Here is a 13,283-nt window from a genome sequence, read left to right as displayed (position 1 = left end):
TGTTTATCACTATATCTAATTATTGGGAGCATGACCCGGAGAAGACAAGCGCAGCGCGTCAGTGCAGTTTTATATCTGTCGCATTTCCACTAATTTAAATTCGTTCAATAACCACTGCAATACCTTGCCCTACACCGATACACATTGAACAAACGGCATAACGTTTTTTTGTTCTTATCAGTTGATGGTAAGCAGTGGCAATAAGTCTGGTACCACTGGCACCTAAAGGATGTCCTAAAGCAATTGCCCCTCCGTACCTGTTAACACGCTCATCATTCATATCTATATTGAGAGCTTTCATGACAGACAAACACTGAGCAGCAAAAGCCTCGTTCAATTCAATAATATCAATTTGATCAAGTGTAAGATTAGCTAGCTTTAGAGCTTTATTAATAGCAGGGACAGGGCCTATTCCCATTATTCTTGGCTCTACACCTGCAACAGCTGAAGAAAGTATACGAGCTTTAGGTGACAACTTATTTCTAATGCTTGCATCTTCGTTACTTAAGAGCACAACACTCGCCCCATCATTAATACCAGAAGAATTACCAGCAGTGACTGTTCCACTATCAGTAACTATACTTTTTAATTTACTAAGTGATTCTAAATTTGTTTCACGAGGATGTTCATCACGGGAAAAAACGATGTCTTCACCTTTCTTTTGTGAAATATGAACAGCTATTAGCTCATCATTAAACAGGTTTTGTTCATAAGCTTTGGCAACTTTGTTCTGACTGTGTAAGGCAAAAAAGTCTTGTTCCTCGCGAGAGATACCACACTCTTTTGCAAGATTCTCAGCAGTTTCAGGCATTGTTTCAACACCATAAAGTTTTCGCATAGCAGAGTTGATGAACCGCCATCCCATTGTTGTATCTTCAATTTTCAGATTACGAGAAAATATAGATTCCGCTTTTCCCATAACATAAGGCGCTCTACTCATACTTTCCACGCCCCCTGTAATGATCAAATCTGCTTCACCTGATTTTATTGAACGAAAACCCATAGATACGGCATCAAGGCTTGAACCGCACAAACGATTAATCGTTGTACTGGGTACTGTTGGCGGGAGATTGGCAAGTAATGTAGCCATACGCGCAATATTACGATTATCTTCTCCTGCTTGGTTCGCACACCCAAAAATAACATCATCAATATTTGTTGGATCTATTTCTTTGTTGCGTTTAAGTAGTTCCTTGATTATCAACGCAGCCATATCATCAGGACGCATTGATGAAAGGCTTCCACCATAACGCCCAAATGGTGTACGGATTCCATCACAAATATAAACATCCATAGAGAATTCCCCTATTTTATGTGCATTTGAGTTAACTTTCTGACTGTGTTTGTTTATCTTTAAAAATATTAATTAATGCAACTAAGCTGGCTAGTATTAATCCCAAAACTGATATTCCAAACCATCCATAATTCACACTAACCTCAGAACCAATACGCGTTCCAATAGCGCCACCAATAAAATAAGAACACATAAATACGGTGTTTAAGCGACTACGCGAAGTTTCAGATAAAGATAATGCTCTAAGTTGATTTCCTACCAAAGCTGTTCTTCCTGCAAGATCTAGAAACATAATTCCTAAAATTATTACTAATATATAATATGGTGCAAAGAATAAAGACAAAAATCCTAACATTGCAAAGATCACGCCGAGTAAAACAACAAACTTTGGAGAGTATATATCCGCTAATTTCCCTATTAAAGATGTAGCAAGAATACCAGCAATACCTGTTAATCCCAAACTTCCTACGATATCACTTCCATAATGATAAGGTGGTTGTGCCATTAAAAAGGATAACCCCCCCCACAATGCACTAAAAGCACCAAACATTAAGGCGCCAGAAAAACAAGCAATTCTTAACTTACGTTCTGATACAAAATATTTCAATAAAGATTTAAGCAAGGTGAAATATGGAATAACTTGTTTGGAAGGTTTATTAATAGGTAATAATTTTGGAAGTATTACAATCAAGATAACATCTAAACTCATTGCTATAACATACATACTTCGCCAACCAAGATACTCACCTACAAATCCGGATAAAAATCTACCGAATAAAACACCAGTCATAAGACCTGACACAACAATCCCTACAGCTTTTCCTCGCTGTTCTTCAGGTGCAATCAATGAAACCATTGGAATAACAATTTGGGCACTAACAGATGTCATACCTATTAAAATATTAATCAGTAGTAGCTGTTCAACATTTTGTGATTGAGATGCTAATAGTGAGGATAGCGCATTAATACTTAAAAGAATGTACAACAGTTTCCGTCGTACCATTCGATCACCAAGCGGTACAAAAAGGACAAGACCTGCTGCATATGCTAATTGAACAACCATAGCAATTGAACCAGCTTTTTCCTCTTCAATACTAAAATCTTTTGCAAATAAACCAAGTAAAGGTTGATTATAATAGATATTTGCTACAGATAATGCGCATAGGAAGGATAATGCAAGATAATGACTTTTTTTCATAATGTGATTAATTCCAGTTATTATAAATAGACCATAAAAATGATATAAGGGTAGCTTCATTCCTCACAGAAAAGAAACCTACCCCTATTAACCTTAATATTTCACTATTATGAAAAAGTATTTAGCATAGGTACAGGTAAAAAATCTTCCTTTTGTAAATACTTCAAATAAGTATCAAGTAAATCATAACGAAGATTTGGTAATTTATAATCTATCAAACTCGTGGCTTCTTTTGTTTTTTCATAATGAAATTTATCTATTTCCCGTCCAAAACGTAGTATTTTATCATGAGAACCGTCTACACCATATAGTGGCAAGAAGCGATAAAGAGAATTGTTTTCACCACTGTCTAATAATTTTTTTTGCCATTTATAGAAATTTAATAATTTTAGACTAAATCCGCGATTGTTTAGCCAAGTAATAATATCTTCCCAGCTAATTAACCCATTGTAATTAAATAAATTAAGCACATTACCAGTTTCAGTCATATATTTAGGTAATGCCATAATAGAAACGGTATAGTCGATAGGCGTAAAATTAATAATACGTGGTAAAATGGGAGCATAACCTAGTTGAATACAGCTTTTAATGAAAAGCATAAATTGGTTGTCTGCAAAAATAGCTGCACCCGTTTTACTATGACCTGAAATATATCCCAAACGAAATAAATTAGCTTTCCCACCTATTTCTGTGAATTTTCCCAACAGGCGTTCAGCTTCCCATTTTGAAATTAAATATCCCATATCTGAATTCAGAATTGTACTCCCTGGAAAATCTTCAACATAATAACCATATTCATCAATTCTAGATGCAGATCCAAGTGTAGAAACAAAATTGATAACTTTCATCTTACCAGTGTTAGCAATATTAATCATGTCATTTAAGCTATCAACATTAGGAGCTTTCAATACTTCATATGGACGTATATGATTTACTCGTGCCGCAATATGGTAGATAACATCTACTTCACTACATAATTCTTTATAATCTGAATTATTAATACCACTCCTAGGTAAGGTAATATCCCCTTCAATAATCTTGACGTTTTTAGCTAATTTTAGCCGATGAATACCATCTAGAGAAAATTTCTTATATGCCTCCTCTATACGATGCGTTTTATTTTCCTGATCAATGTTTCTGCATAATAAATAAATGTCCCCTATATCTTTATTTTGCAACAAAACATCCAAAAGGTGTACACCAACAAAACCTGTAGCACCAGTTAATAAAACATTAGGTTTTACTTTTCCCATGTTAATCACCTTGGTTATATGTTTCGTATGTTTAAATTAGGATTGAAGTGTTTTTATTATGCTAAATAATAAATCATATTTAGCATTATCAGAAAATAATAATACATCTTTTTAGGTATTTTTATGTTATATTTTTGTTATACTTTCAATAATAAAGTCATCGAATGGTGACTATTTATAGGATTTATTAAAATGGATTGAAAATATAATAAGTATAAATAATCTTCATGTACTACAGATAAACCAAAAGTAGTCTTTCTTCAATGGAAGATGATTTAATATGGTAAGCATACTCTGACTGTGAAATATCAATTTAAAATTATATCTACAACCTGATATAAATATAATTTAGCATCTATTTACTATCTTTCAAGTTTCATTTTTATTATCTATGAAACTTATTGTTCAAATAAGAATATATCTTGGATTAGCATGGCAATCTCAACTACTCAAAAGGGCAGTTAGTTTCAGAAGTAATACTTTCAGACGCCCTGCTAACCCGTGATTTTATCATAAAAAAATTTGACTCTACTCGACCTAATAGATAATGTGTTAACTTGTAGCTAAAAAGATCCTATCGCCTACAAGGATCACCTAATGGGTGGCGAACGAAATTAGAGATAATAGACTTTATAAATTCAACAAGTTACAATGTTTTTCGATTCCGCCTCCGGCACCAAGTTTCCATACGGGTTTGTCCCAGGTTGTTAAATTTCCTGACAAAAACGCAAAAAAGAATCAATCGTTAATTAAATGTTAAATCCTAATCAGTTCAATTTGTACTGTTTAGTTGAAAAGAACATTTAAGACAAGATAACAGGGTAGCTATTTTAACAGTTACCCTTTTCTCGTTTAAGGTAATGATTTCATTAATTGATTCTGATGCCAAGTAAGGGAAAAACTTTACGGGACAGGGGATCGAAATTAGCCATTTTTTTCATCGCATCGCTATTGATGCAGGGCAGTTCACTCACACCTCCACCTCAATCCCGTCTGAGACCTGCCCTGTCTTTTTTACGCCGTTTTATTCATTCTCATCGGATACTCATCAACAAAATCAGTATACAACCCCAGTTCCCGCTCCAGCGCTTTACCCGTCCCTTCCATATCAAGATCAATGTATTCCATCGTGGTTGCCACATTACGGTGTCCCAGTAATCGTTTCACCAGCGGTAGATTACGATCCGGCGATTTCATCAGGGTCGTGGCCAACGTATGACGAAAACGGTGAGGCGAGACCGCAAAATCACACTCTTTGGACAGCCGACGAAAGAAAGAACGGAACTGTTGTTTTTCCCGGTTGATATCGTATTGGTAACGGGAAAGCCGGCTTGGGTGTGGGACACTCAACCGACTGAGATCGAAAATCGGATCGTGGGCTTTCGCACCGACAGCGATTGCCCTGTCCACTAATCTTGTCAGCCGGCGTTTAAGCGGCGGAATAATCGGTATTTCCCATTCACAGTGGTTTTTACTGCCTTCCAGCCTCAGTTCAATATAATTGCTGTCCAGATTGATATCCCGCAATCGCAGGTGCAGTAACTGGTTCTGACGCATTCCTGTAAAACGCAATGTCGCCAGCACCGTTGACCAATACCAGGTCGGATACAGGGCACAACGCCCTCCCCGTGGGGGCATCTCGATGCTTTCTTCCTCAGCAAACTTGCCCATCAACAAATTAATGCGGGTTATCTGCGATTTGCTCAAAATCTTCTTCTTTTTCTTCTCTTTTTTAACCACCGCATTGTTAAACGGGTTTTCGGTGTGGGGCAGCAGTTTTTGCTCCATGCCGAAATTAAAGATCGCCCGCAGGTGAGCCACCTTATTATTCCAGGTATGGCTCGACTGTTTTTTTTTCCACCAGAAGGTCGCGCCGCCACCGCAGCATATCCCGGTGAATAACCTGTGCCAGTGATGCGGCTTCTCCCATAAACCGGATAAAACCCCGTGTGACCTTGCGATAACTCCATTCGGTATCCGGTCTCAGGATATGTGAAAAAAAGTACTCTTCTAATAATTCGTCCCAACTGAGGGTGTCTACGGTGTGCAACATATTATTTTTTCCTCGGCTCATCCTGCCGTTTCCTGTCCAAAAACAATTCGCGGCAATAAAATATAAATAACCCTTTAAATTATTTATCTTTAAATGATGAATACAGGTGACTGTCAGGGGCAATACTTTCTTTCTCCCGTCCCGGCCGTTTGGTCAGTTTCGAGTCGGCGTGGTGACTTTTTCCCTGATTTTGCGGCGAGGATGCATCCGGTGACTGAAATAAGGCTAATAAAGTCAGGGTATCGTCAGACACAGATGGCAGAGGTATTGTGATTTCACTGACAAAAGGCGTGGATGCCATTTCCGGTACCGGGTAGCCTTCGGCAGAGAAAGCTTCCTCCTTCGCCGAAGACTGAGAAACTTCCTGTTTTATCCATAAAGGAGAATGAACCTGTCCGGCGGCCTTTTGAAGCAATGTGTCTATCAACGGGACGGTGGAGGGACGTCCGTTGAGATGCTGCATCAGACAGTGCCAGACCTCCGGTACCGTCACCAGCCACATCATGGCTTTTTCCGGTAACAGACAGGCAGCCAGCCACACTTCCTGTGGAGCCGATGGTATATTCTCCGGTGCGCGAAAACGGAAACGAAACGGTTTGTCGGGGATACCGATGCCCGGTTGTCAGACACGCCCGTCTTCCAGTTCCCATTCGAGCTGCCGCAACAACGGCAGGTGGTAAAACAACGCCGCCCAAAACACCACTGCTTGCCATAAGACCCCCTGTGCTGCCTGCGTTTCCGGCGCCACACCCGGCGGCAACAAATGTCCCTTCGCTAACCGCACGGCACAGGTGGTAAAATAAAAGCATGACCGCCATGACCGCCATGACCGCCATGACCGGCATAACACCGGAAGACGCCTATCTGACTGTTTTCGACCCGCCCGGCGGTGCCGCTATATTGGCGTTGGACGCCGGCAGAATGGGTGCCCTTTTTGATAAATACGACTGTAGTATTAGGTTCATCAGGTGCGGAATTCATTGAGGCGCGGGCATTCATGCCCACCGTGACGCCGGATAGATTTAAGCAAACCCAAACTTCATCAAAAATTAGTGTTGCAAAAACGAGGGTGGCCATAGATTTCATGTGTGCCGGGCATGTCCGACAGCTTGGGGGTGAGAGTCCCCTGTCCAGCCTGATGGTGGCGAAGGACTAGCGAAACGCAAGGGCGTTACCGCGAGGTGGGGTCTGGAGGAAGCGTGTAGCAAAACCATGACCTGACGAACAGGAACCTGATACAAGGCAAGTATTACCTATAATGACAATATTTACTGTGTAAGAAGTATTAATTCACAAATGGAGCTATTGGTTTACCTTATCTCTCAGTTTTTTGGGCCACCTATCGCTAAAGTTATTGAGAAACATTTTATGCATGAAGTGTCCGACTTCCAATCAGAACCATTTTTTCAAGTGGGAGGTAGCACACAATTTGATGAAGTGGTCTCAATAGCCCAAAGTTATATTAAGCAGAATATAACATTGCATATCACCATTAAAGACATTGCCAGTTATGTTGGGGGTATCAGAAAGTACTTTGGCCCGTAATTTCAGAGCACAAGTCGGAGTTTCTCCCCATAAATATATGCTTAATTATCGTTTATTAACAGCAAAGCAGTTATTGAAAGATAATAACCTGAATTTATTGCATGTCGCACAGTTAGTAGGATTCAGGGATCCCCACTATTTCAGTAAGTTGTTTGAACAACATTTTGCGCTGACTCCGATAGTCTACCGTAATCTGGTAAAAGCAAAGGCGTTCCATACCTGATAATTTCATGCCTGATAATTTCATGATTGATAATTGAAATCTATGTCTCAATATTCCGATTTCCTAACCCAAGTCCCCGTAAGCCAATTGCATTTAACTTAGCGATGGTGAAACGGTTTTTCCAATTCTTTTCATAATGTTCCGGAGCAAAGTCTGGTGGAGAAGCGCCATGTTCAAGGGCTTCAGTCACTTGACGGGCATAGGCCAGATTTCTATTACACAATGGTGCAGCGGGAATATACATTACATTTCCCCAGCCTTGTTGATTTTCTACAGGAGCAACTGAGTGGATAAGATCACAGTGCCACCAGACAGAATCACCAGCCTGCAAAGCCGGGATACTGCATAACCCACGAACAAGGTGAGGGTGCCATTGCTCTGATATAGGAAGTGCTTTGCCGGGAACTACACCACATAGTTCATCTTCGGGCACATCATTCAGTAGTGGGCGTAACAGAATATAGGCTATTGCTTCAGGAACGGGCACAACATGCAGAAGTCCCTGACCAATCAACATATCAGACAGCGCAGTCCAGCCCTGAAATGTTCTAAAAACAGAACATCTCGTTGTGCTATTGAATTCATGTACATCAGGACGATAGGCAGCATCCCAAGGATCGTATTCTGTAAACTGGTTAGTAAAGATTTTTCTGAACACGTTTTGATAATCTGGTTGTAACCAGCGTTCCAAAGCCCCAGAATCTGTGTGAGCCCCCAGACCCTTAGATGTCGTACCCGGTGGTCTGCGGCGAATACGATCGGGGTAAATCATGCTGACGTCAGGATCAAACCATTTCACTCCATCCGATTCAAATTTCCATAAGTGATTCAGAAAAGACTGTACCAGCGCAATTTCTTCGCTTTGTCTGGCTTGCATTTGTGCATGAGACCAGTAAATGGGATAAATTTCCGGCCGGGATGCTTTAAGACTGCCAAAATAATTATCCTTTGGTCCCTGATAGAAGCGTTCAAATTTATTGATATTGAGGTAATCAAGCATGGACTGATCCCATGCGATTGCCTGATCCTGTGGGAAATTTTGCCTGACGACCAAGCAGCCACGGCGCTTAATTTTTTGTATGATTTCCTCTGTTACTCTGCCTTCTGCCGCATCACGCCAATGTATCTCAGGCCAGACGTTACCCATGTTTTTTTCATCTTCTTTGGCTGCGGTTAATTCTTTTTCTATTTTGTCACATACTTGGGAGAAGAGAGTTTCAACATCTCCGATTTGCTCACGCAGAATTTGTTTCATCTGGCGAATTCTTTTGCGGTAATCATCAGGAAAGCTGGTGCTGGTAAAAGAAGTATCCATAGTAATCTCTGTTTATGAATGGGTTTTATATTTGGACAGAAATTAATCTACCTCCGATTTATAATATATCAACAAAGTTTTAGTCAATTTGTGGAAAAATACCTCTAAATTAAAAACAAAAATTGTTTTTAATTAATATCATTGAAGTAATATTTTGATTTTAAACATAAAAACCAGAATAAAATGCTTGCTCTGTCAATGTATAGGGCAAGCATTTCGTCTAACTTACAGACCATTAACCGACAGGATTATAGTAAATTGGTGAACCGGGGCCGACAGGTAAACCAAAAACAAAGACCCAAACATAGAAGAACAGTGACCAACCTACCATAAATACCAGGGAGTAAGGCAACATCATAGAAATCATAGTACCGATACCGGCATCCCTTTTGTATTTCACCGTTATCGCCATAATCAGCCCGAAGTAGGTCATCATTGGAGTGATGATATTGGTTACAGAATCACCGATACGATAAGCTGCCTGAATAGTCTCCGGAGCATAACCTGCCAACATCAGCATGGGGACAAATATTGGTGCAGTAACCGCCCATTGTGCAGACGCTGATCCAATCATCAAATTGATAAAAGCACAAATCAGGATAAACCCGATAAATAACAGACCGCCGTGCAGATTAATTTCATTCAGGAAATTCGCCCCTTTTACGGCAATAATTTGACCGATATTAGTCCAGCCAAAGAAAGCGACAAATTGAGAGGCAAAGAAAATAATAACCAGATATAAGCCCAAATTGCTCATGGACTGTGCCATAGCATCGACCACATCGTTGTTGGATTTCATTGACTTGGTGACATAACCGTAGACAATGCCCGGTATAGAAAAAAAGAGGAAAATAAAAACTACGATAGATTTCAGGAATGGAGAATTGCTGACTAATCCGGTTTCCTGATTACGTAAGATGCTGTTTTCTGGTACAACACTCAGTGCCAAAATCACACCAAGTACAGCAAACGTTATTGAGGCTGCTATAAGAGCTTTCTTTTCCAGAGCGGTTAATGCGGCGGAGTTTATTAACGTATTTTCATCTTCATCCAGCGTACTATTTGTATATGGACCTAATTGTGGCTCAACAATTTTTTCAGTCACATAGTAGCCAAGAATGGAAATCAGAAAAGTACTGGCAAACATGAAATACCAGTTAGCTTCAGCACCAACAATATAGGATGGGTCAATGAGTTGTGCTGCTTGTTGAGTGATCCCGGAAAGCAGAGGGTCGATAGTACCCAATAATAAATTGGCTGAATAACCACCAGATACCCCGGCAAATGCTGCCGCCAGTCCTGCAAGTGGATGACGACCGAGAGAATGGAAGATAATGGCAGCCAATGGAATAAGTACTACATAACCTAATTCTGCGGCAGTATTTGACATAATACCGGCGAATACAATTGCCAATGTCGTTAATTTTCTGGGAGCCTTCATGACGACCAGACGCATTAACGCAGATAATAACCCTGAACGCTCTGCAATGCCGACGCCAAGCAGAGCAACCAGAACTGTTCCTAATGGTGCAAAACCGGTAAAGTTTGTCACTAAGTTAGAGAGGATTTTACGAATTCCATCTGCATCAAGCAGGCTGACGATATGGATCACTCCATCTTCAGCCCGACCTTTTGCTCCTTCTGGGCGGGGGTCAATAGCTGTAATGTCAAAATATTGTCCGATTGCTGAAGAGACCAATAAAACAGCGATCAGGATCATAAAAAGAATAACAGGATGAGGTAAAGCGTTTCCCAACCATTCAATTGTTCGCAGAAAGCGACTTCCGTTTTGTTTTCTAGTTAACATAGTTTCTCCTTCTGATACAGAGCAACGGAAGTTACATAATGTTTTGAGTTTTTACCATATCGTAAATAATGAGATAATAGCTGGATTATGAGGCAGTTTTTTATTCTTTTTTTTATGTTTTTCTTTTTTTATCAAAAAGTTGATGTTATTGATTTTAATTTTTCTATGGGAAAATCATTAAAGGTAAGAGTAATAATATATTTTAAAAATTCGTGCTATGTGGCATTTTTTATGTGAATACAAGAATCATAATTTATTATTCTGCTATTATTTTTATACATATTACCTATCTTATTTATTATCTGGATATTCGTGACAATATAATCACTGCCTCTGATTATAGTCTGTATCTTCACCTGTTATTTTCTGGACTAAGTTATACCGATCACCGTTACCTTAAGTACAATCAATTGATGATCAAATCTACGATACAACTATAATGCGTGAATACGTGTTCTTTCCATGTTCGTCATGTGCCGGACAATTTACATTCACTTTTTATGTCAAAAAAAGAGGAATTCTATGAAATCGCGCGCCGCCGTTGCTTTTGGCCCAAGCAGACCTCTCGAACTTGTTGAAATTGACGTAGCACCACCGAAAGCCGGTGAAGTCATGATAAAAATCAGCCACACAGGTGTTTGCCATACTGATGCTTTCACGCTTTCAGGAGATGACCCTGAAGGGAGATTTCCTGTTGTTCTCGGGCATGAAGGAGCTGGTGTAGTGATTGAGATCGGTGAAGGTGTAACCAGCGTAAAGCCCGGTGATCATGTCATACCGTTATATACGGCTGAATGTGGCAAATGTGAATTTTGTCAATCCGGTAAAACGAACCTGTGTATTGCCGTTCGCGATACACAAGGAAAAGGCTTAATGCCCGACGGTACAACTCGTTTTTCTTACAATGGACAACCTGTTTATCACTACATGGGATGTTCTACATTCAGTGAATACACAGTAGTTGCTGAAGTCTCTCTGGCAAAAATCAATTCGGAAGCCAATCATGAACATGTTTGCTTATTAGGCTGTGGCGTCACGACGGGTATCGGAGCTGTGCATAATACTGCCAAAGTTCAACCGGGGGACTCTGTAGCAGTTTTCGGTCTGGGTGGAATTGGGCTTGCCGTGATCCAGGGAGCTCGTCAGGCTAAGGCCGGACGTATTATTGCTATTGATACCAATCCAGATAAGTTTGAGCTAGCCAAACAATTCGGTGCCACTGACTGCATTAACCCCAATGATCACGACAAACCGATTCAACAGGTTATTCTGGATATGACAAAATGGGGAGTTGACCACTCTTTCGAATGTATTGGTAACGTCAATGTGATGCGTGCAGCCCTCGAAAGTGCACATCGTGGTTGGGGACAATCAGTCATTATCGGTGTTGCTGGTGCCGGACAGGAAATTTCTACTCGTCCATTCCAGCTTGTTACCGGGCGAACATGGAAAGGAACGGCTTTCGGCGGAGTTAAAGGGCGTAGTCAGTTACCGGGAATGGTGGAAGATGCGATAAAAGGGAAAATTGAACTTGAACCTTTCGTAACCCATAAAATGCCATTAGAAAACATTAATGAGGCCTTTGATCTGATGTACGAAGGCAAATCTATTCGGACAGTGATTCATTATTAATTGAACGACTATTACAGGAACAGCCAAATATAAACTCCATAAGATATAAACCATATAGTTGAAGAACCTGAACCTACAATCTTAGAGAGAAAAACCATGGAAAGAATTGAACATCGTGCCTGTTTTGGCGGATGGCAAGAGGTCTATCAACATAGATCTAATTCACTGAATTGTCAGATGAAATTTTCAATTTTTCTACCACCTCAGATTAAAGAAAAGAAATTACCTGTATTGTACTGGCTCTCTGGCTTAACCTGTACTGAGCAGAATTTCATTACAAAAGCCGGAGCCCAACGCTACGCAACTGAACATGGTGTTGTTATTGTCGCTCCGGATACCAGCCCTCGGGGGAATGATATCGCTGATGCCCCTTCTTATGATCTTGGAAAAGGAGCAGGGTTTTATCTCAACGCATTACAACAACCCTGGGAACCACACTACCGTATGTACGATTATGTGGTTTCTGAGTTGCCTGAATTGGTTGAAACATACTTTGCTGTCACTGGTGTGCGGGCAATCAGTGGGCACTCTATGGGTGGACATGGCGCGATGGTCATTGCGCTGAGAAATCCGCAACGTTATTGCAGTGTATCAGCGTTTTCTCCTATTGTTGCACCAAGTCAGATTCCTTGGGGGGAAAAGGCTTTTTCCAACTATCTTGGAGAAGACAGGTCGCTCTGGAAACAGTATGACACAGTAGAATTGATCAAAAATGCAAAAGCAACAGAACAACTTTCAATTTTGATTGATCAAGGAACTGATGATGAGTTTCTGGATAACCAATTATGTACCCATTTATTGCAGGATATTTGTGATGAAACAAGTTACCCTGTGACAATAAATTTTCGTCCTAATTATGACCATAGCTACTATTTTATTGCTAGTTTTATTGGCGAACATATCGCTTATCATGCAAAAGCAATGCAAGAATATGCTAAAAAGCAGTAATTTTTAAAATAAAAT

Annotated in this window: 10 protein-coding genes and 2 pseudogenes; 3 read left to right on the top strand and 9 right to left on the bottom strand. The window is 40.1% G+C overall.

Translation table 11 applies throughout. The features are described from left to right. Positions 1-94 precede the first annotated feature (94 nt). From pcaF to AAC147_RS07240, 7 genes and pseudogenes are all read right to left on the bottom strand, one after another. Complete coding sequence (gene pcaF, locus AAC147_RS07270) at positions 95-1,294, bottom strand: 3-oxoadipyl-CoA thiolase (RefSeq protein ID WP_047679885.1); 1,200 nt, start codon at positions 1,292-1,294, stop codon at positions 95-97. A 31-nt stretch (positions 1,295-1,325) separates the two neighbouring features. Beyond that, entirely contained in the window at positions 1,326-2,492 is a 1,167-nt protein-coding gene (locus tag AAC147_RS07265) for an MFS transporter (RefSeq protein WP_047679883.1), read from the bottom strand. Positions 2,493-2,599: 107 nt separating this feature from the next. Next, positions 2,600-3,745, bottom strand: a complete 1,146-nt coding sequence (locus tag AAC147_RS07260) for a thioester reductase domain-containing protein (RefSeq protein ID WP_047679881.1) — start codon at positions 3,743-3,745, stop codon at positions 2,600-2,602. A gap of 1,014 nt (positions 3,746-4,759) precedes the next feature. Beyond that, positions 4,760-5,798 (bottom strand): annotated as a pseudogene (locus AAC147_RS07255) (tyrosine-type recombinase/integrase). 79 nt (positions 5,799-5,877) lie between these two features. Then, positions 5,878-6,099: a hypothetical protein gene (locus AAC147_RS07250; protein ID WP_231571347.1), complete on the bottom strand. Its 222-nt coding sequence runs from the start codon at positions 6,097-6,099 to the stop codon at positions 5,878-5,880. Then, positions 6,074-6,634, bottom strand: coding sequence for a hypothetical protein (locus AAC147_RS07245; RefSeq protein WP_231571346.1), 561 nt, complete (start codon positions 6,632-6,634; stop codon positions 6,074-6,076). The genes AAC147_RS07250 and AAC147_RS07245 overlap by 26 nt, the downstream gene beginning before the upstream one ends. Continuing rightward, positions 6,627-6,740, bottom strand: a pseudogene (locus AAC147_RS07240) (transposase); the annotation flags it as partial. The pseudogene AAC147_RS07240 and the gene AAC147_RS07245, both read right to left, overlap by 8 nt. Positions 6,741-7,308: 568 nt before the next feature. Here AAC147_RS07240 and AAC147_RS07235 point away from each other — a divergent pair. Next, entirely contained in the window at positions 7,309-7,566 is a 258-nt protein-coding gene (locus tag AAC147_RS07235) for a helix-turn-helix transcriptional regulator (protein WP_072032491.1), read from the top strand. A 40-nt stretch (positions 7,567-7,606) separates the two neighbouring features. On the opposite strand, the gene AAC147_RS07230 is transcribed toward AAC147_RS07235, so the two are convergent. Next, a complete protein-coding gene (locus AAC147_RS07230) occupies positions 7,607-8,881 on the bottom strand; it encodes a DUF1479 domain-containing protein (RefSeq protein ID WP_047679879.1) in 1,275 nt (424 codons plus the stop codon). 235 nt (positions 8,882-9,116) lie between these two features. Further along, on the bottom strand, positions 9,117-10,688 hold the full coding sequence (locus AAC147_RS07225) for an AbgT family transporter (RefSeq protein WP_047679877.1): 1,572 nt from the start codon (positions 10,686-10,688) through the stop codon (positions 9,117-9,119). Between the two features lie 522 nt (positions 10,689-11,210). Between AAC147_RS07225 and AAC147_RS07220 the strand changes: the two genes are divergently transcribed. Both AAC147_RS07220 and fghA read left to right on the top strand, forming a co-directional pair. Then, positions 11,211-12,320: an S-(hydroxymethyl)glutathione dehydrogenase/class III alcohol dehydrogenase gene (locus AAC147_RS07220; RefSeq protein WP_047679875.1), complete on the top strand. Its 1,110-nt coding sequence runs from the start codon at positions 11,211-11,213 to the stop codon at positions 12,318-12,320. A 96-nt stretch (positions 12,321-12,416) separates the two neighbouring features. After that, positions 12,417-13,268: an S-formylglutathione hydrolase gene (fghA, locus tag AAC147_RS07215; RefSeq protein WP_047679873.1), complete on the top strand. Its 852-nt coding sequence runs from the start codon at positions 12,417-12,419 to the stop codon at positions 13,266-13,268. Positions 13,269-13,283: the final 15 nt, after the last annotated feature.

Source organism: Xenorhabdus sp. NBAII XenSa04, from assembly GCF_963866145.1.
Lineage (GTDB): Bacteria > Pseudomonadota > Gammaproteobacteria > Enterobacterales > Enterobacteriaceae > Xenorhabdus > Xenorhabdus indica.
This window is presented reverse-complemented; position numbering and strand designations above follow the sequence as displayed.